Genomic DNA, 19,172 nt, shown 5'->3' on the forward strand with positions numbered 1-19,172 from the left:
AGCACATTAGATTATGAACCTAATGTGCTTTTTAATTTCTGATGTTATTAAAATAACAACCACGATCATATTTTGTTGGGATTATCACTCGTATGCTCCCTGCCTCTTTTGAGTAATTAAGGATCGTACAATGGCTGCTTCAACATTTTTTATTCCTTCCGTGAATGTAATTGGCGCTGGTTCATTAAAAGATGCAATGAATACAATGGCGGAATATGGATTTCGCCGTACGTTAATTGTCACGGATGCCATGCTGGCGAAATTAGGTATGGCGAGTGAAATTCAAAAAGCGCTGCAGGAACGTGATATTTTCAGCATAATTTATGATGGTACGCATCCTAATCCGACAACCAGCAACGTTGCCGCAGGCCTGCAAATGCTGAAAGAAAATGCCTGTGATAGCGTCATTTCCCTCGGCGGCGGTTCCCCACACGATTGTGCGAAGGGGATTGCGCTGGTGGCGGCTAACGGCGGCGATATTAGTGATTACGAAGGCGTTGACCGTTCTGCAAAACCGCAGTTGCCGATGATCGCCATTAACACGACGGCGGGAACGGCATCTGAAATGACCCGTTTTTGCATCATTACCGACGAAGTACGCCACATCAAAATGGCGATTGTAGATAAGCACGTTACGCCGCTGCTGTCCGTCAATGATTCTTCGCTGATGGTCGGTATGCCGAAGTCCCTGACTGCAGCAACCGGTATGGATGCGCTGACTCACGCGATTGAAGCGTATGTCTCCATTGCGGCAACGCCGATCACCGATGCATGTGCGCTTAAAGCCGTGACGATGATTGCCGAGAACCTGACGATCGCCGTGGAGGATGGCGCCAATGCTCAGGCGCGTGAAGCGATGGCTTATGCGCAGTTCCTCGCGGGTATGGCATTCAACAACGCTTCTCTTGGTTACGTTCACGCGATGGCGCATCAGTTGGGTGGTTTCTACGACCTGCCACACGGTGTCTGCAACGCGGTACTGCTGCCGCACGTTCAGGTGTTCAATAGTAAGGTGGCCGCAGCGCGTCTGCGCGATTGTGCTGCGGCAATGGGCGTCGACGTGGCTGGATTGAACGAAGCGCAAGGCGCCGAAGCCTGTATCGCGGCAATCCGTGAACTGGCCGAGAAAGTGAATATTCCGGCAGGTTTGCGTGAGCTGAAGGTTAAGGAAGAAGACTTTGCTGTTCTGGCGACCAACGCCCTGAAAGATGCCTGTGGTTTTACTAACCCGATCCAGGCGACTCATGAGGAAATCATGGCGATCTACCGCGCGGCAATGTAATTCGTGATATCTGTCGTAAAGCAGTAAAAGGCTGGCGAATAATTCGCCAGTCCCGTCTACCTTTGTAATACCCCTACAGCAAGGAGACGGTCATGACCAATAACCCCCCTTCAACGCGTATCTATCCCGGCGAGTATGGTTACCCTCTGAAGTTAAAGGCCCGATACGATAACTTTATCGGCGGCGACTGGGTTGCACCGGTGGACGGTGAGTATTACCAGAACCTGACGCCAGTCACCGGGCAATTACTGTGCGAAGTGGCCTCTTCCGGCAAAAAGGATATCGACCTGGCACTGGATGCTGCGCATAAAGTTAAAGAGCAGTGGGCGCATACCTCGGTGCAGGACAGGGCGGCGATTCTGTTCAAAATTGCCGACCGTATGGAGCAAAATCTGGAGCTGTTGGCCACCGCAGAAACCTGGGATAACGGCAAACCTATTCGCGAAACCAGCGCTGCTGACGTGCCGCTGGCCATTGACCATTTCCGCTACTTCGCCTCCTGTATCCGCGCACAGGAAGGGGGAATCAGTGAAGTTGATAGCGACACTGTGGCGTATCACTTCCACGAACCTCTTGGCGTGGTAGGACAAATTATTCCGTGGAACTTCCCACTGCTGATGGCGAGCTGGAAGATGGCGCCTGCGCTGGCGGCGGGGAACTGCGTAGTGCTCAAACCTGCGCGTCTGACACCACTTTCTGTGCTGCTGCTGATGGAAGTGGTCGGTGACCTGCTACCGCCTGGCGTGGTGAACGTGGTGAACGGAGCGGGTGGGGAAATTGGGGAGTATCTGGCGACGTCAAAACGCATTGCGAAAGTGGCGTTTACCGGTTCGACGGAAGTCGGGCAGCAGATCATGCAGTACGCCACACAGAATATTATTCCCGTCACGCTGGAGCTGGGCGGCAAGTCGCCAAATATCTTCTTCGCTGATGTGATGGATGAAGAAGATGCGTTCTTTGACAAGGCGCTGGAAGGCTTCGCGTTATTTGCATTTAACCAGGGTGAGGTATGTACCTGCCCAAGCCGCGCACTGGTACAGGAGTCCATTTACGAACGTTTCATGGAAAGAGCGATCCGTCGCGTAGAGAGTATCCGCAGCGGCAACCCGCTGGACAGCATCACACAAATGGGGGCGCAGGTTTCCCATGGTCAACTGGAAACCATTCTGAATTACATCGATATTGGTAAGAAAGAAGGGGCGGATGTGCTGACCGGTGGGCGGCGCAAGCAGCTGGAGGGTGAGCTAAAAGAAGGCTACTACCTCGAACCGACCATTCTGTTCGGTAAGAACAACATGCGTGTTTTCCAGGAGGAGATCTTTGGCCCGGTACTGGCGGTCACTACCTTTAAAACCATGGATGAGGCGCTGGAAATCGCCAATGACACGCAATATGGGCTAGGCGCCGGCGTCTGGAGTCGCAACGGTAATCTGGCATACAAGATGGGACGCGGTATTCAGGCAGGCCGTGTCTGGACTAACTGTTACCACGCTTACCCGGCCCACGCCGCGTTCGGCGGCTATAAGCAGTCGGGCATCGGGCGCGAGACGCACAAAATGATGCTCGAGCATTATCAGCAAACCAAATGCCTGTTGGTGAGCTACTCGGATAAACCGCTAGGACTGTTCTAATATCCCGTCACTTACTGCCCGGGCGCGTTTAGCGTACCGGGCATCCCCAAGCGCTTACTCAGGTAACTGACTGGGGTGAATTAACGCAGCCAACAAAGAAGCAGCTCGAAAGACGACGGGTATATATAGAAACCCATATATCGTTATATAAATAACACCATTGCATCCAATCTGGTCATTCCACTACTATTATCAACGCTATTGTTTAAATCAAACAGCAGCCGATTATTTAATTTAAATCCCTGAGGCAAATATGTTCCTTGATTATTTTGCATTAGGAGTGCTTATTTTTGTATTCCTGGTCATTTTTTATGGGATTATTATTCTGCATGATATTCCCTATCTAATTGCAAAGAAACGTAACCATCCACATGCTGACGCAATACACGTCGCGGGCTGGGTTAGTTTGTTTACCTTACATGTTATTTGGCCCTTTTTATGGATCTGGGCAACGCTTTATCGTCCGGAACGCGGGTGGGGCATGCAGAGCGCGGATTCTTCCCTGATCCAGCTTCAGGCAAGGGTTGCCGATCTGGAAAAGAAACTGGGTGAGGCGAAGACCTCTCCGGCGGAGTAATATCGATGGATTTACTGATTGTTCTAACCTATGTCGCGTGCGCATGGTCAATATTTAAAATTTTTAAAATCCCTGTAAATAAATGGACAGTACCCACCGCCGCATTGGGCGGTATATTTATTGTGTGCGGTCTTATATTACTGATGAATTATAACCACCCGTATACATTTAAAGCACAAAAGGCGGTAATTTCTATTCCCGTCGTGCCGCAAGTGACGGGAGTGGTAACGGAAGTCACGGATAAGAAGAACACGCTGATCAAAAAAGGCGAAGTTCTGTTTAAACTGAATCCGGGACGTTATCAGGCGCGGGTTGACCGCCTGAAAGCCGACATTGTCACGGCCCAGCATAAAGAGCAGGCTCTTGCTGCGCAGCTGGATGAAATGCAAGCCAACACGCAGCGGGCAAAAGCCACACGTGACAAGCTGGCGAAAGATTACCAACGCTATGCGCAGGGGAGTCAGGCGAAGGTGAATCCTTTCTCTGAACGTGATATTGATGCGGCGCGACAAAACTATCTGGCGCAGGAAGCCGCGGTGAAATCCTCCGTTGCAGAACAACAGCAAATCCAGAGTCAGTTAGACAGCCTGGTGCAGGGTGAGCATTCGCAAATTGCCAGCCTGAAAGCACAGTTGGCCGAAGCGGAGTTTAACCTGGATCAGACCGTGGTTCGTGCGCCCAGCGATGGTTACGTTACGCAGGTGCTGATGCGCCCCGGAACCTATGCCGCTGCGCTGCCGATGCGCCCGGTAATGGTGTTTATTCCGGATCAAAAACGGCAAATTATCGCCCAGTTCCGCCAAAATTCGCTGCTGCGACTGGAACCCGGCGATGAAGCCGAAGTGGTGTTTAATGCACTGCCGGGTAAAGTGTTTAGCGGAAAACTGGCAGCTATCAGCCCGGCCGTTCCGGGAGGGACGTATCAGTCGAATGGGGCGCTGCAATCGTTGAATTCTACGCCTGGTTCAGAAGGGGTGATTGCCACAATCGAATTGAATGAAAATGCGGATGTGAGCGCGTTACCTGATGGGATTTACGCCCAGGTCGCCGTTTACTCTGACCACTTCGAACATGTGTCGGTCATGCGCAAGGTCTTGCTGAGGATGACCAGCTGGGTGCACTACCTGTATCTCGACCACTAAACGCAGGTTATTTGCCTACTCAGGCTGTCGTAGCGCCTGAGTAAGCTGCAGACGTATCTCGGTTAACATTGCGTCGAGAATATACTGCACCCGCCAGGGCTGGTATTCACGCTTGCGGAAAATCGCCACCAAATCCAGCCACCATTCATGTTGTTCAGAGAAACACGGAACCAGCATCTCGGAGCGACAATCTCGTTGCACACTCTCATTCGGTGCAAAAACAATACCCAAATGGTTACGTGCCAGCGCCAGCGCGGACTGGGTATTGTCACAGACGTAATTACCCGTGACGCGATAGTCACGCATCTTTTTGTCTTCCGCTGAATTGAACCGCCAAATATTGGCATCATCAATCATCATGGAGTCAATCAAAATACAGGAGTGATGTTCTAATTCCTCAGGACCGCTAATAGGATGTTTATTGAGATACTCCTGGCTGGCAAAAGCAATCACCGCATATTTAGTAATAAAACTGGCAACCAGTGATTCATCTTTCGGATGAGCATAGGACAGTAAAATATCACAGTCGTCAGGAAAGTCGACGCCTTCGTAAAATGCCTTGCGATCCAGATTATAGGTTTTCAACACCAGACTGATATCGCCGATATCCATAATTTTGGCAATAACATGTTGCGACAGGTAAGCAATAATCCCCGTTGGCGCATATACCGTTACTTTGCCACGTTTTTCATGCTTATAATCAGCAATGAAATTATTCAACTGATCGTTTCGGTCTAACATGTCATTGATGTAAGGGAGCAGCGCAGTACCAAACGGCGTGAGGGTCAGCTGCCGGGTGGTGCGGTCAAACACCTTTAGCCCCACTTTTGATTCAAAATCAGCAAGATATTTGCTGACGTTGGCCTGTGCAATGCCGAGAACTGTGGCTGCGTGACTGATGTTTTCACTGGCAGCAATGACCGAAATAATCTTCAGTTCCCGGTGTTTGAGTTGTAATTTATTCATCGCCAAGCCTGATATATATAATTTTATATATATTACTATATAAATATGGATGTTGCACCGATGAAATTGTAAGCATTATTATGCACACGCTTTGTAGCTTATTTTAAAATGGAATGTTGGCATGTTAATTAAACGCAATATTGTGGCGCTGTTCGCCTTTTCTTTTATGGCGAGTGCGACAGCCGCAGAATTTTCTATTGGCGGTGGCGCTGTATATAATGAATCTCCTTATCGTGGATATAATGATAATGTTCACGCAGTACCGCTTGTCAGTTATGAAAGTGAATCATTTTATTTTAGGCAAACAACGTTAGGTTATATTCTTTCAAAAAACGAAAGTAATGAATTTAGCATTACTGCCTCATACATGCCGCTTGAGTTTGATCCAGGTGATAACGACGATCATGCGATGAAAAAGCTGGATAAGCGCGATGCGACCGCCATGGCGGGCGCCGCGTGGTATCACCATGAGAAATGGGGCAGCGTGAAAGTCTCCGCGGCGGCAGATGTTCTGGACAACAGCAATGGTTGGGTCGGGGAGTTGTCGCTGTTCCGTCAAATGCCAATGGGCAAGCTGACGCTGACGCCTGCGATTGGCGTGCTCTACTATGACGAAAACTTTAACGAATATTATTACGGCATCTCTGGTAATGAATCCCGCCGCAGCGGGTTATCAAGCTACTCCCCAGGGGACAGCTGGACACCGTATGTTGGCCTGTCCGCTAAATACGCGTTGACCAGCAACCTGACGCTGCTCGCCAGCGCCAACTATAGCGTGCTACCGGATGATATTAAGAATAGCCCGATGGTCGATCGCGACGACAGCTTCACTTTCCTGTCAGGGGTGAGCTGGCGCTTCTGATTCTCACCCGTTTGTCCTCAGGGAGGAGGGCAATCTTTTCGCTGTGGTAGGCCGGATAAGACGCGAAGCGTCGCCATCCGGCATGTTTTCACTTACCGCTCATTTACCCAGATACGCATTTCACCTTCACCACGGTTTGCCCAGCTAAACCACGGAATGAACGTCAGCGTATGCGCCTGACGAGAAGCTGGTGAGACATCGTAGTGCCACAAGGACTGTTGCGTCGCGTCGTTTGCGCTGTGTTTCACGCCTTCAGCTTGAATCAGCATTTTATGGCTGAATAACCCCTTACCCTCAAATACCCTGAATTCACTCTCTTTCGGCAGCCACAGGTTATGTAACTCTTCACCATTGTCGGCTTGCTCCAGGCAATACACCAGCGGTCCACGTTGAACGGCAACTTTACCCGCAACATGACGAACAAGTGGGTTCCCGTACACCCGACGCACCGTCATCGGCAGCGTCAGACTCAGCGTATCGCCTTCCTGCCAGGTGCGACTGATGTGCAAATACCCTTTGCGAATATCCTGTTCAACCGGCAGGCCATTCAGCGTGACCTGTGGCGCGGAGCACCAGTCTGGCAGGCGTAACGCCAGAGTGTGATACACCGGCTCGGCTGAGTCGATGGTGATTTTGACTTGCTCATGCCATGGATAATCGCCGCCGATGCGCAGTTTGAGCGTCCCGTTCTCAACGGGAACCTCCATGCTATTGCCCACGTACATATTGATATACAGCGCGTCCTGACGCGGTGTGTAGAGGTAATGGCCAATTGAAGTTAAGACGCGGGCAATATTCGGTGGACAACAGGCGCAGCCAAACCAGCGCTGACGAACGGGTTTCACATGATCATAAATATGATTGAATTTTAACGATTTAGGATGCACTTCCAGCGGGTTGACGTAGAAGAAGTGCTTGCCGTCCAGCGCCATGCCACCGAGTACGGTGTTGTACAATGCGCGCTCCATCACATCGGCATACTGGCTGTCGGCCTCCATCTCCAGCATTCTGCGGGCGAACATCATTAGACCGATTGAGGCGCAGCTTTCCGCATACACGGAGTCGTTAGGCAGATCGTAATCGCTGCTAAATGCCTCGCCGCTGCTTTGTGAACCGATCCCGCCGGTAATGTACAACTGACGCTGGGCCATGTTTTTCCACAGACGCAGGCAATCCTGACGTTTGCCTTCGTCCTGACTCAAGCGTGCCAGATGCGCCACGCCGGTCATCAGATAAACAAAACGTACTGCATGACCGATCGCCGTTTGCTGTTCTGAAATGGGCTAATGAGCCTGGCTGTAGGGTTTATCCTTCACCATCCACGCCGGGCCGTAAGTATGCCAGTAAGAGGTTTGGCCGCGCTTTTCGTACTCTTCGTCATAGAAATGGGGTTGCGTGCCGCGTTGTTCCACAAAGTAATTTACCAGCGCCATATAGCGTGGTTGCTGGGTCACTTCGTATAAGCGCATTAACGCCAGTTCAATTTCCGGATGTCCCGGGTAGCCGTGAAGCTGGTTTTCACCTGGCCCAAACACGCTGTCGATATGATCTGCCAGGCGGCAAACGACGTCTAACAGGCGACGTTTTCCCGTGGCCTGGAAGAAGGCGACGCCCGCTTCAACTAAATGACCGGCGCAGTACAGCTCATGGCATTCGGCGAGGTTGGTCCAGCGTTCATCCGGGGCTTTTACCGTAAAGTAAGTATTGAGATAGCCATCTTCACACTGTGCCGCAGCCACCAGTTCAATGACCTCATCTGCGGTTTTCTCAAGTTCCGCATCAGGTTTCTGGCACAGGGACCAGGCGACGGCCTCCAGCCATTTCGCGACGTCGCTATCCTGAAAAACCATGCCGTAAAATTCACCATCCTGCAGTCCTGCGGCGATGCGAAAGTTCTCTATTGCATGACTTGGTTCCGCCTCTGCAATGCGGTCATTGAGCGCATCCCACTGGTAGGGGATCACTACGTCACGCACCAATTGCTGATATTGTCCGAGGAACGGATCGCTGACCGTGAGCTTATGCAGGTCGACTTCCAGTACGTTCATTTCGTGCTCCTTAAGGCTGTACATGACGCTGACGCAGATCGGTGGCAATGCGCGACATCATAGGATTATTGAGTTTGCAGATGCGAATAGAGAGTGCCAGCAGCAGGTGGAACAGTGCAGGCAGCAGCGTCTCCATGGCAGTAATGCCTTGCAATGAACTGGCAGTTTGGTTGCCAGCGCCTGGCTGGTAAGCGACAAAAATAAACAACAGGCTGATGATCCCCGCGCTGGAAGCCCAGGCCAGTTTGATGAAAAACAGGTTGAAGGCGAAGTTCATGCCGGATGAACGCACACCGGTTTTCCACTCGCCGTAATCGTCGGCAAAAGCCATCAGTGAGAAGTGCAACGGCAGCGTGAAGCCCAGAATAATGCCGTTACCGAGGATCACCGCTAGCCACAGCGTCTGATAAGCCGGGCCGGTTGGCAGGAACCACATCATTACCGCCAGCGCGGCCAGTACCAGGTTGGTGTAGTAATAGAGTTTGACGGTATCGATGCGACGGGTTAGCGGACTGACAATCACCGAGCCAATGATGGACGCGAAGGTGACCATGGTGAAAAACAGCGACGTGTAAGCGGTGCTGCCCTCCAGCACATAGGTAATGAAGTACATGTACCCGCCGCCGCGAATATTGAAAACGTTGATCAGCAGGAATGACATCACCAGCATCAGCAACAGCTGGTCATTTTTACGCAGCCCGCCGATATGCTCACGCAGGGTAAATTTCCCCATCATCGCCAGCGGTACGCGCTCGCGCACCCAGAAGAAACAGCACAGGAACATCACCACCGCGATAGCACACAGTATGCCAACGCCGAACTGATAACCCTGCGCGGCATTGCCCTGACCGAGAGCATCGACCATCCACGGCAGACCGACGGAGACAAGGAATCCTGCCACACCGCACAGCACAAAGCGCCAGGACTGGCAGCTGATGACCTCACTATGGCGGGTCGTCATGGTGTTGATCAGCGCACAGTACGGTACGTTGATGGCGGTGTAGCCGACGGAAAGCAGCAGATAGGTGCCGAACGCCCAGGCGATTTTTACGCCCATACTGGCGTCCGGGACGGTAAATGTCAGTACGCCAATGATACCAATGGGAACTGCGACCCACAGTTGCCACGGACGAAAGCGCCCCCAGCGGCTTTGTGTGCGGTCGGCGAGTATGCCCATAATGGGGTCGGAAATGGCATCAAATACGCGCAAAGCAATAAACAGTGTACCGACCAGTGCGGGCGTTAAACCGAACACGTCGGTGTAGAAAAAGGTGAGAAAGTTCATGATCAGGCAGGTAATTACCGTTCCACCCGCATCGCCTAATCCATAACCTATCTTTTCACGCAGGGATAATTTGTCGTCTTGCGCACGTTGCGCTAAATCGCTTGTCGTAATCGGAGCCGAAGTCATAAATAACTCCTGGAGATGATGTTCAGAAAGTATCCCGCTACATTGCGGGTTTTTTAGTGGTAATTTGCAAAGTACGTTATTTATTTTGCACGAAATGTTTGGGTCAACAAGGGAAGAGAAAAGTATAAAAAGATGACAATTCCGACGTCATTATAAAAATGTGATTTTGATCCGGCAGAACATGATTTTATCGTGAATAATCAAAGGTAAAGAGTACGTTAGATAATGTAAAAAGCAGAGGTTTGAATAGTTATGCTCGAATTATCCATGTCTCTTCCGATTAAAGTCCAAAATGGTGGCTTATTTATTTCCTGTGGTGTCGGTAGTCATCCGGCACGACAATTGCAATCCTGGGAAATAATTTTTGTTGAAAAAGGGACATTAACGATTCGCGAGGGTAATGATCTTTTTCGCGTGAATGCCGGTGAAAGTTTGCTGTTATGGCCGCAACGCTTACATATCGGCGTGGGGCAATTTCCAGCCGACCTGAAGTTTTACTGGCTGCACTTTGAGGTAACGGCAGAAACCGGTACAGCCATACCTGAACCGCTACTCAAAATTCCTCAGCATACCCGGGTGAGTGAGCCGCAGTATATTATTTCGCTGTTTCGCCAGTTCTTACGTGAGCAAGAAAATATACATCGCAGTATCGCGTTGGAGCTGCTCTTGTTGTTGATTCTGCAGCAAATATCCGCGGCTGCCGGCGAACAGCCCGCTGATAGCCCAGGTAATGCGCTGGCATGGAAGGCCCAACAAATTATACATACTCAGTTTCACCTGCCGATTTCGGCTTCCACGCTGGCAAAAGAGCTGCATTGTAATGCGGACTATCTGGGGCGCGTTTTCCGTGGTGCTTTCCGGCTGACGCTAACCGAAGCGTTGCACCGTCAGCGAGTAAGGGCGGCAGAAAAGTTGTTAATCAGTGATTCATTGTCGTTAACTGAAGTGGCGATGAAATGTGGATTTAATGACGCGGGTTATTTTCGCAAAATCTTTCGTAAGCACACCAGCCTGACGCCCGCGGCGTGGAAACGGCGCTATTGTAAGGAGCATATTAATTCGGCGTAACCGAAGCCTGACACTATTTAACCGTTTCCCCTGTCCGATCAAAGCGACAGGGGCCGTCTCTCTGGCAATCTGTGGTTTTCACGCAGAAGGAGGGGGCAATGAACGCGTTTATTATGGCGGATGCGGCAAAATGTATTGGGTGTCGTACCTGCGAAGTTGCCTGTGTCGTCGCGCATCAGCAAAACCAGGACTGTGCGTCGGTCTCTTCTTCTGCGTTTATACCGCGGATCCGGGTAATCAAAGACGACGCCTTTACCACGGCAGTCGCTTGTCATCAATGCGAAGACGCTCCCTGCGCGAATGTTTGTCCAACTCACGCCATCCGTCGTGAACATGGGCATATCTTCGTTGAACAGACACGTTGTATTGGCTGCAAAAGCTGTATGCTGGCCTGCCCGTTTGGTGCAATGAATGTCGTAGCCCGTTCGTCGCGGGTGCAGGCGATAAAATGCGATTTGTGCTGGCATCGCGAGACGGGACCGGCGTGTGTAGAAGCCTGCCCGACCAGCGCGTTGCAGTGTATTGATGCCGTCAGTATTCAGCGCCAGCGTCTGCGTTCACAACCGCTGTGAAGTAAGCCCGACCCGCACTTGGGTCGGGTTTGCGTTAGCCTTCCAGCCAGGCGCGTTCGATCTCTTCAGCCAGAATCTTCACGCCAGCTTCGATTTTCTCCGGCTCTGGCACGTAGTTCATCCGCATGCACTGATGGGTATGCGGCCAGGGCTTATCCAGCCCCGGGAAGAAGTAGTCACCAGGAACCATCAGCACGCCGCGCGCTTTCAGACGCTGATACAACAGTTCGGTAGTGATAGGCAAATCTTTGAACCATAACCACAGGAAAATAGCCCCTTCTGGTTTATGAATCAGGCAGCGATCTTCTGACAAGTAGCGGCGAATAATCGCAATCGTCTCCTGAACGCGCTGATAGTAAAACGGCTTGATAACCGTTTCGGACAGGCGCAGCAGATCGTTACGTTTAATCATCTCGCACATCATCGCCGGACCCATTCCGCCAGGTGCCAGGCTGATGATGCCGTTCATATTGGTAATCGCAGTGATGATTTTTTCATTCGCGATAATGATGCCGCAGCGGGAACCTGGCAGGCCCAGCTTGGAAAGGCTCATACACAGCACAATGTTGGGGTTCCACAGCGGGCGTGCTTCGCTAAAGATGATGCCAGGGAACGGTACGCCATAGGCGTTATCAATCACCAGCGGGATCCCATGCTGGTTGGCCAGCCGATCCAGCTTCATCAGCTCTTCATCGGTGATCACGTTGCCTGTCGGGTTAGTGGGGCGCGACACGCAGATCATTCCCGTCTCTTCACCGATGTGCAGGTGTTCAAAATCAACGTGATACTTAAACTGGCCTTCCGGTAGCAGCTCAATGTTCGGACGTGCAGAGACGAAGAGATCTTCTTCCAGCCCGGAATCGGCATAGCCAATGTATTCCGGGGCTAACGGGAATAACACTTTTTGCGTTGTTCCGTCAGCGCGGCGCCCGGCGAACAGATTGAATAAGTAGAAAAACGCGCTCTGACTGCCATTTGTCAGTGCAATATTTTGTGGCTCGATATCCCAACCCTGCTTCTCACGTAGCAGTTTCGCCAGCTCAGACAGTAGCTCGGTTTTTCCTTGCGGACCGTCATAATTGCAAAGCGCATCAGTGGCTTTGCCGTTTGCCAGCATATCTGTCAGCAGAGACTGGAAGTAATTTTGCATCTCTGGAATTTGCGCCGGATTACCACCGCCGAGCATGATGGCGCCTGGGGTGCGTAAACCGTCGTTGAGGTCCTCCATCAGGCGGGTGATGCCTGAATGGCGGGTAAATTTGTCGCCAATAAGTGAGAATGTCATAGCAGGGGATCTGTCGAACTGAGTAGTAAAGTGGCTAACCATAGCGCTACCTATGGCAGGGTGCAAATCAGGGGGGTGGGGCTGGATTGATGTTTTATGCTGCAGATGTTTACCTGGCTGGTTTTTTATTTTGCGTTGGGCTTCCCGCTGTATGCACAGCGAGAAGCCTGTTGGGATCAGGGCTGACCGGCCCACACGACCATGACTTTATCGTCGCCGTGTTCGCGGATAAATCCGTATCCCTGCTTTAGTGAAAGCGTGGTTTGTTTACCTGCTCCGATTGCGGGATGTCGGGCCCTGAACTGGCTAATGCGTTGCCAGTGCGCGACGCTGGCAGCAGATTTCCCGCTAACGTCCTGCCAGTTCATCTGCGAGCGTGTGCCCTGTAACGGGTCTGAGCCGGTTGGGCCGAAAGGTCGTGCCGACTCGTCACCGTAAAAAAGTTGTACCGCGCCAGGCGTCAGCAATAACAGCTCGGCGGCTTTGTCTCCACCTTCACGGAACAGCCGGGTATCGTGTGATGAGAGGTAGCTTAGCACGTTGAAATCCTGCAATTTATCGGCCATCTGCTGCCAGGTGAGATCGATATTCGCCAGACAATCGACGGCCCTGGCCGCCTGCTCCTGATAGTCAAAATTGATCATCGCATCGAAACCGTGGCGGTAATAATCGCTTTGCATGACGCCATGTCCCCAGGCCTCACCGGTTATCCAGAAGGGGTTATCATCCAGCGCTTTGTCTGGATTAGCTTTCTTCCATTCGGCCAACGCTGAGCTGGCCTGCGCTTTTAGCTGTTGCCAGGCCGGAAGCTCGACATGTTTAGCGGTATCGACCCGAAACCCGTCAATGCCGTAGTCACGCACCCACTGGCTGAGCCAGTGAGTCAGATAATCTCGTGGTGTATAACCAGGGATGGCTTTGGCATGGGTATCCGGCTTGTGTTGATAAAAATTTGGCAAACCCGAAGGCGTAGTGGACTCCGTTTTCAGATCGGGCAGGAAAGCCAGCGACATGGTCAGGTCGTCAAAACCCGGATTGTCGTAGTCGCCAATGTCAGTGCGGAGCCACTTTTTCCCCCACCATTTTTCCCACGCGGCTTTATCACTGAAGTTGATGTAATCATTAAAGCTGTGCCAGCTCTGCCCGGACACGGGTTTCCAGTCCGTCCAGCGTTCACCGAGCGTTTTTTCCAGTTCCTCACCTGACAAGTACAACGCCCCAAACTGGTACTCCTGCATATCAGCCAGCGTGGCGTAACCGGTATGGTTCATGACAATATCGAACAGAATGCGGATGCCGCGTTGATGGGCGCCGTCAACCAGCGCGCGCAGGTCGGCCTCGTTACCCATATTGGCGTCGAGCGTGGTCCAGTCCTGGGTGTAGTAACCGTGATAGGCATAGTGGGGAAAATCGCCTTTAGTACCACCGCCAACCCAGCCGTGGATTTGTTCAAACGGCGCGCTGATCCACAAGGCGTTAACGCCCAGTTGCTGCAGGTAGTCAAGTTTACTGGCGAGCCCGCGCAAATCGCCGCCGTGGAAAGTGCCGATTTCCTGCATGCCGTCGCTGCGACGTCCGTAGCTATGGTCGTTGCTCGAATCGCCATTCACAAAGCGGTCCGTCAGGACGAAATACACCGTGGCGTTATGCCAGTCAAAAGCGGCGGGGGCATCAGTTTCCGCCCGTTCGAGCAGCAACAGCCCGTTACTGGTTGCGGCGGGTTGCAGGGTAATGGTTCCTTTTTTGACCGTTGCCGTTTGCTGGCTATAGTAATCGCGTACCACGGCGCCTTCCGGGAAGGTCTGGCTCACATCCAGCGTCAGCGGTGAGCCATCCCATTTTGGACACTGGCGGATCTGGGCGGTGACGGGATCAGCCACGTTTTTTACTGACAGCATTAGCGTCGGTGTACCGGAGCGGGTATCGACTTCCAATGTGTAATCACCGTCTTTAAATAAACGCCACTGTGGCGGTGTGCCTTCACAGGGTTTTAGCGACAGCATCTGATTGAGTTTAATGGCATCTGTAGGCTGCCAGCACTGTTGGTCAAAATTCAGGGTCAAAGGGCGAGTACCCTTCGTCAACGCTGCATGGCTGACAAATTTACCCGTACCTTCCGCGTCGAAGGTAGGGAATTCCTGAGAAGTCCATGATGAGGCGATGGCAATGCCGGGCAGTAATACCAGCGCAACGGCGGCAAGTTTCATAATGCTGTCCTTGATGCTGCGATTTACGCCAGTTTGCCAGTGAAATTAGAGCGGAAACTCATCCTTAGCGTCGATTCTGCCCGGATGAGAGATGAGGGTGAGCGATCACGCGCAAAAAACGACCTAATTTTGCGATAACCTCCACATTTTCTTCGAATTAACCGCACCCGGAACGGTTTGTACGTGACATAGTTTCAGAATTGGACTATTCCTTTGGGTGCTCTTGACGGCTATTTTTGATATGATTTGAGATTCATCTCTCATTTTTGTGAAAAATATAAGGTGTTGGAATGTTTAAATCCGACCAGGAGACCTAATGATATTGACTCCCATTCGACGATATGGGGCAATGATTCTTATGTTACTCACCATTGCATTTTCGGGTGAGGTGCTGGCAAAGACACACACGGCGACAACGAGTCATAAGCCCCAGGTAATCAAGGCAAGTAATACGCAGGTAAGCAGTAAACAAGAGTATTCTCGCAATAGTGCAAAGAGTAGTTCACTTCCTGATTTGCGAAAATACCCTTCCGGAACACCAAGGAAAAAAGCGTTTCTCCGGACGGTTATGCCTTATATTACCAGTCAAAATGCTGCCATTACGGCGGACCGTAACTGGCTGATCTCAAAGCAGTACCAGAATCGCTGGTCACCGACTGAGCGTACGCGTATGAAAGATATCGCGAAACGCTACAAGGTGAGCTGGTCTGGTAACACGCGTAAAATTCCATGGAATACGCTGCTTGAGCGCGTAGACATCATTCCTACCAGTATGGTGGCGACTATGGCTGCGGCTGAAAGCGGTTGGGGCACATCGAAACTGGCGCGTAGCAATAACAACCTGTTTGGCATGAAATGTGTCAAAGGCCGCTGCAACAATGCACCCGGTAAGGTGAAAGGCTACTCACAGTTTGAATCGGTAAAAGAGTCGGTGAATGCCTATGTCATTAACCTGAACACGCACCCGGCATACTCTTCCTTCCGTAAATCGCGCGCGCAGTTGCGTAAAGCCGATCAGGAAGTGACAGCGACCACGATGATCCATAAGCTGAAGGGGTACTCCACCAAAGGACAGAGTTACAATAACTATCTGTTCGCGATGTACCAGGATAACCAGCGTTTAATCGCCGCGCATATGTAATTCCACAGGCCTGATGGCGCGACGCTTATCAGGCCTGTGAGTCGCTCTGTAGGCCGGATAAGGCGAAACCGCTATCCGGCACAATTCCCCTTACAGTAACACCTCACTGTTCATGTCACGGTACTCTTTTGGCGTCGTATCGTATTCTTTCTTGAACACGGAATAGAAATACTGCAACGACGGGTAGCCGCACATTTGTGAAATTTCGTTTATCGCGAGCGTCGTGGAGATCAACAGGCTACGCGCTTTTTCCAGTTTTTCGGCATGAATCACGGCGTGGATGGTCTCCCCGACCTCGTCTTTAAAGCGCTTCTCGAGATTCGAACGTGAAATCCCAACTGCATCCAGCACTTGTTCGACTTTGATGCCTTTGCAGGCATGGTTGCGGATAAAGTGCATTGCCTGAATAACGGCGGGATCGGTCAGTGAGCGATAGTCGGTTGAACGACGATTCACGACGCGCACCGGAGGCACCAGAATGCGCTGCAGCGGCAGTTCTTCATTCGCCAGTAAGCGGTGCAGAAGTTTTGCAGCCTGATAGCCCATCTGTCGCGCGCCCTGAGCAACGGATGACAGCGCGACGCGGGACAGGTAACGGGTGAGTTCTTCGTTATCGATCCCAATGACACACAGTTTTTCCGGCACCGGGATATGCAAATGCTCGCAAGCCTGCAGAACATGCCGCGCACGTGCGTCGGTCACGGCGATAATACCGGTTTGCGGGGGTAAAGTTTGCAGCCAGTCCGCCAGACGATTTTGAGCGTGTTGCCAGTTTTCTGGTGCGGTTTCCAGCCCCTGATAGACAACACCACGGTACTTCTCTTTGGCGACCAACTGACAAAAGGCATATTCACGCTCGGCAGCCCAGCGCTTGCCGCTGGAAGAGGGCAGACCATAAAATGCGAATCGGTTGACCCCTTTTTCTTTCAGATGCAAAAAAGCGCTTTCCACCAGTGCATGGTTATCGGTCGCAATGTAATGGACGGGTGGATAATCGCTTTCAAGATGGTAGGAACCACCGACACCGATGATGGGAACATCGACATCAGCAAGTAATTGCGCAATGTCATCATCGTCATAATCAGCAATAACACCGTCGCCTAACCAGTCTTTGATATTATCAATACGGGCACGGAAATCTTCCTCAATGAATATATCCCACTCGGATTGCGATGCCTGTAAATATTCACCTACGCCCTCTACCACCTGGCGGTCATAGGCTTTATTAGCATTAAATAATAGGGTGATACGGTGTCGTTTATCAAACATAAGAGCCTATCCTGAAAGGTTAACGTGGCCTGTCGATACTACCAAAACCGCAGGTGCGACTACTTGATGAAGCGTGACAAATTTCTTATTTGCGTAACGCTACGCAAAATTCACACACCCTGACCAGGAAGACAATTGTCATTTCTTATCTGCGTATTACGGTTTTTTGTTTATTGATGAAGAGCCGATCGCGATCGCTTTTTTAATTGCTTATTCAGTGTGCATTTTTGGGAGCCAGCGCACATTTGGGTATTCTCTTAATGGCGGTGTGAAATAACGTAATTGAGCAATAAATCAGGAAATTCCAGTATGACTGTATCGCAGTTTACTTGCCGTATTACCTGATTATGGAGCTTATTATGCAGGCTTATTTTGACCAACTCGATCGCGTTCGTTTTGAAGGTACTAAATCCACTAACCCACTCGCATTTCGCCATTACAACCCTGATGAAATTGTGCTGGGCAAGCGCATGGAAGATCATCTGCGCTTTGCTGCCTGCTACTGGCACACTTTCTGCTGGAATGGCGCGGATATGTTCGGTATGGGAGCCTTCGACCGTCCGTGGCAGCAGCCGGGTGAGGCATTGGCGCTGGCAAAACGTAAAGCGGATGTAGCCTTTGAGTTTTTCCATAAGCTGAATGTGCCTTACTACTGCTTCCATGATGTTGACGTCTCGCCTGAAGGCGCGTCACTGAAAGAGTATAAAAATAACTTTGCCCAGATGGTGGATGTGCTGGCGGCAAAACAGGAACAGAGCGGCGTGAAACTGCTGTGGGGTACGGCAAACTGCTTTACTAACCCACGTTATGGCGCAGGCGCGGCGACTAACCCGGACCCGGAAGTCTTCAGCTGGGCGGCTACGCAGGTCGTGACTGCCATGGATGCCACACATAAATTAGGTGGCGAGAACTACGTTCTGTGGGGCGGCCGTGAAGGTTATGAAACGCTGCTTAATACCGACCTGCGTCAGGAACGTGAGCAGATTGGCCGCTTTATGCAATTGGTGGTTGAGCATAAACACAAAACCGGTTTCCAGGGCACCTTACTGATCGAACCGAAGCCGCAAGAACCCACTAAACACCAGTATGACTACGATGCCGCGACCGTTTACGGATTCCTGAAGCAGTTCGGTCTGGAAAAAGAGATCAAACTGAATATTGAAGCGAACCATGCCACGCTGGCAGGCCATTCGTTCCACCACGAAATCGCTACGGCGATTGCTCTGGGGCTATTTGGTTCCGTCGATGCGAACCGCGGCGACGCACAACTGGGCTGGGATACCGACCAGTTCCCGAACAGCGTCGAAGAGAATGCGCTGGTCATGTACGAAATCCTGAAAGCGGGCGGTTTTACCACTGGTGGCCTGAACTTTGATGCCAAAGTCCGTCGTCAGAGTACTGATAAATACGATCTGTTCTATGGTCATATTGGTGCGATGGATACCATGGCGCTGTCGCTGAAAATTGCGGCCCGTATGATTGAAGACGGTGGTCTGGATCAGCGTGTGGCAAAACGTTATGCCGGTTGGAATGGTGAGCTGGGCCAGCAAATTCTGAAAGGTCAGATGACGCTGACGGAAATTGCGCAGTACGCTGAACAACATAACCTGGCACCGGTGCATCAGAGCGGCCATCAGGAACAGCTGGAAAATCTGGTAAACCATTATTTGTTCGACAAATAATGGACTGCTGAGTACGTCCGTAAGCCCGG

The 19,172-nt window shown here is 51.3% G+C and carries 14 protein-coding genes and 1 pseudogene; 9 read left to right on the forward strand and 6 right to left on the reverse strand.

Features of this window, described 5'->3' with window-relative positions; genetic code table 11:
- Window positions 1-130: 130 nt before the first annotated feature.
- The 4 genes from yiaY (at window position 131) to RYZ59_RS04965 (ending at window position 4,632) form a co-directional block, all read left to right on the forward strand.
- Window positions 131-1,282, forward strand: coding sequence for an L-threonine dehydrogenase (gene yiaY / locus RYZ59_RS04950; RefSeq protein WP_318045565.1), 1,152 nt, complete (start codon window positions 131-133; stop codon window positions 1,280-1,282).
- A 92-nt stretch (window positions 1,283-1,374) separates the two neighbouring features.
- Window positions 1,375-2,913 (forward strand): aldehyde dehydrogenase AldB, encoded by a 1,539-nt coding sequence (gene aldB / locus RYZ59_RS04955; protein ID WP_318045563.1) that lies wholly within the window; start codon window positions 1,375-1,377, stop codon window positions 2,911-2,913.
- Between the two features lie 253 nt (window positions 2,914-3,166).
- Window positions 3,167-3,490 carry a DUF3302 domain-containing protein gene (locus tag RYZ59_RS04960; RefSeq protein ID WP_103769449.1) on the forward strand — a complete coding sequence of 108 codons (324 nt, stop codon included), beginning with the start codon at window positions 3,167-3,169 and terminating at the stop codon, window positions 3,488-3,490.
- Between the two features lie 5 nt (window positions 3,491-3,495).
- The gene (locus RYZ59_RS04965) at window positions 3,496-4,632 is read left to right on the forward strand and encodes an HlyD family secretion protein (RefSeq protein ID WP_137382073.1); all 1,137 of its coding nucleotides are present in this window, start codon (window positions 3,496-3,498) and stop codon (window positions 4,630-4,632) included.
- Window positions 4,633-4,647: 15 nt separating this feature from the next.
- Here the strand turns inward: RYZ59_RS04965 and RYZ59_RS04970 are convergent, their stop codons facing one another.
- Window positions 4,648-5,598, reverse strand: a complete 951-nt coding sequence (locus RYZ59_RS04970) for a LysR family transcriptional regulator (protein WP_202037431.1) — start codon at window positions 5,596-5,598, stop codon at window positions 4,648-4,650.
- A 121-nt stretch (window positions 5,599-5,719) separates the two neighbouring features.
- On the opposite strand from RYZ59_RS04970, the gene RYZ59_RS04975 reads away from it, so the two are divergent.
- Window positions 5,720-6,460, forward strand: coding sequence for a MipA/OmpV family protein (locus tag RYZ59_RS04975; RefSeq protein WP_318045556.1), 741 nt, complete (start codon window positions 5,720-5,722; stop codon window positions 6,458-6,460).
- 92 nt (window positions 6,461-6,552) lie between these two features.
- Here the strand turns inward: RYZ59_RS04975 and RYZ59_RS04980 are convergent.
- Window positions 6,553-8,508 (reverse strand): annotated as a pseudogene (locus RYZ59_RS04980) (glycoside hydrolase family 127 protein).
- A gap of 10 nt (window positions 8,509-8,518) precedes the next feature.
- Complete coding sequence (locus RYZ59_RS04985; protein WP_318045554.1) at window positions 8,519-9,919, reverse strand: MFS transporter; 1,401 nt, start codon at window positions 9,917-9,919, stop codon at window positions 8,519-8,521.
- 252 nt (window positions 9,920-10,171) lie between these two features.
- Here RYZ59_RS04985 and RYZ59_RS04990 point away from each other — a divergent pair, with 252 nt between their 5' ends.
- Both RYZ59_RS04990 and RYZ59_RS04995 read left to right on the forward strand, forming a co-directional pair.
- Window positions 10,172-10,987, forward strand: a complete 816-nt coding sequence (locus RYZ59_RS04990; protein WP_318045552.1) for a helix-turn-helix domain-containing protein — start codon at window positions 10,172-10,174, stop codon at window positions 10,985-10,987.
- Between the two features lie 98 nt (window positions 10,988-11,085).
- Complete coding sequence (locus RYZ59_RS04995) at window positions 11,086-11,559, forward strand: 4Fe-4S dicluster domain-containing protein (protein ID WP_044700411.1); 474 nt, start codon at window positions 11,086-11,088, stop codon at window positions 11,557-11,559.
- Window positions 11,560-11,593: 34 nt separating this feature from the next.
- Here the strand turns inward: RYZ59_RS04995 and avtA are convergent, their stop codons facing one another.
- Window positions 11,594-12,844 (reverse strand): valine--pyruvate transaminase, encoded by a 1,251-nt coding sequence (gene avtA, locus RYZ59_RS05000; RefSeq protein WP_411961641.1) that lies wholly within the window; start codon window positions 12,842-12,844, stop codon window positions 11,594-11,596.
- 176 nt (window positions 12,845-13,020) lie between these two features.
- Window positions 13,021-15,051 (reverse strand): alpha-amylase, encoded by a 2,031-nt coding sequence (gene malS, locus RYZ59_RS05005; protein ID WP_318045547.1) that lies wholly within the window; start codon window positions 15,049-15,051, stop codon window positions 13,021-13,023.
- Between the two features lie 316 nt (window positions 15,052-15,367).
- On the opposite strand from malS, the gene RYZ59_RS05010 reads away from it, so the two are divergent.
- Window positions 15,368-16,192 carry a protein bax gene (locus RYZ59_RS05010; protein ID WP_318045545.1) on the forward strand — a complete coding sequence of 275 codons (825 nt, stop codon included), beginning with the start codon at window positions 15,368-15,370 and terminating at the stop codon, window positions 16,190-16,192.
- Window positions 16,193-16,282: 90 nt separating this feature from the next.
- Here RYZ59_RS05010 and xylR read toward each other — a convergent pair whose 3' ends face one another.
- On the reverse strand, window positions 16,283-17,461 hold the full coding sequence (gene xylR / locus RYZ59_RS05015; RefSeq protein WP_048213671.1) for a D-xylose utilization transcriptional activator XylR: 1,179 nt from the start codon (window positions 17,459-17,461) through the stop codon (window positions 16,283-16,285).
- Window positions 17,462-17,820: 359 nt separating this feature from the next.
- Here xylR and xylA point away from each other — a divergent pair, with 359 nt between their 5' ends.
- Window positions 17,821-19,143: a xylose isomerase gene (gene xylA / locus RYZ59_RS05020; RefSeq protein WP_137361657.1), complete on the forward strand. Its 1,323-nt coding sequence runs from the start codon at window positions 17,821-17,823 to the stop codon at window positions 19,141-19,143.
- Window positions 19,144-19,172 lie beyond the last annotated feature (29 nt).

Origin of the sequence: Citrobacter sp. HN-141 (assembly GCF_033341895.1) — a bacterium.
Lineage (GTDB): Bacteria > Pseudomonadota > Gammaproteobacteria > Enterobacterales > Enterobacteriaceae > Citrobacter.

Excerpts from the sequence above, each read along its gene's own strand:
- yiaY (WP_318045565.1), top strand. The coding sequence starts at position 131 with ATGGCTGCTTCAACATTTTTTATTCCTTCCGTGAATGTAATTGGCGCT.
- aldB (WP_318045563.1), top strand. The coding sequence starts at position 1,375 with ATGACCAATAACCCCCCTTCAACGCGTATCTATCCCGGCGAGTATGGT.
- RYZ59_RS04960 (WP_103769449.1), top strand. The coding sequence starts at position 3,167 with ATGTTCCTTGATTATTTTGCATTAGGAGTGCTTATTTTTGTATTCCTG.
- RYZ59_RS04965 (WP_137382073.1), top strand. The coding sequence starts at position 3,496 with ATGGATTTACTGATTGTTCTAACCTATGTCGCGTGCGCATGGTCAATA.
- RYZ59_RS04970 (WP_202037431.1), bottom strand. The coding sequence starts at position 5,598 with ATGAATAAATTACAACTCAAACACCGGGAACTGAAGATTATTTCGGTC.
- RYZ59_RS04975 (WP_318045556.1), top strand. The coding sequence starts at position 5,720 with ATGTTAATTAAACGCAATATTGTGGCGCTGTTCGCCTTTTCTTTTATG.
- RYZ59_RS04985 (WP_318045554.1), bottom strand. The coding sequence starts at position 9,919 with ATGACTTCGGCTCCGATTACGACAAGCGATTTAGCGCAACGTGCGCAA.
- RYZ59_RS04990 (WP_318045552.1), top strand. The coding sequence starts at position 10,172 with ATGCTCGAATTATCCATGTCTCTTCCGATTAAAGTCCAAAATGGTGGC.
- RYZ59_RS04995 (WP_044700411.1), top strand. The coding sequence starts at position 11,086 with ATGAACGCGTTTATTATGGCGGATGCGGCAAAATGTATTGGGTGTCGT.
- avtA (WP_411961641.1), bottom strand. The coding sequence starts at position 12,844 with ATGACATTCTCACTTATTGGCGACAAATTTACCCGCCATTCAGGCATC.
- malS (WP_318045547.1), bottom strand. The coding sequence starts at position 15,051 with ATGAAACTTGCCGCCGTTGCGCTGGTATTACTGCCCGGCATTGCCATC.
- RYZ59_RS05010 (WP_318045545.1), top strand. The coding sequence starts at position 15,368 with ATGATATTGACTCCCATTCGACGATATGGGGCAATGATTCTTATGTTA.
- xylR (WP_048213671.1), bottom strand. The coding sequence starts at position 17,461 with ATGTTTGATAAACGACACCGTATCACCCTATTATTTAATGCTAATAAA.
- xylA (WP_137361657.1), top strand. The coding sequence starts at position 17,821 with ATGCAGGCTTATTTTGACCAACTCGATCGCGTTCGTTTTGAAGGTACT.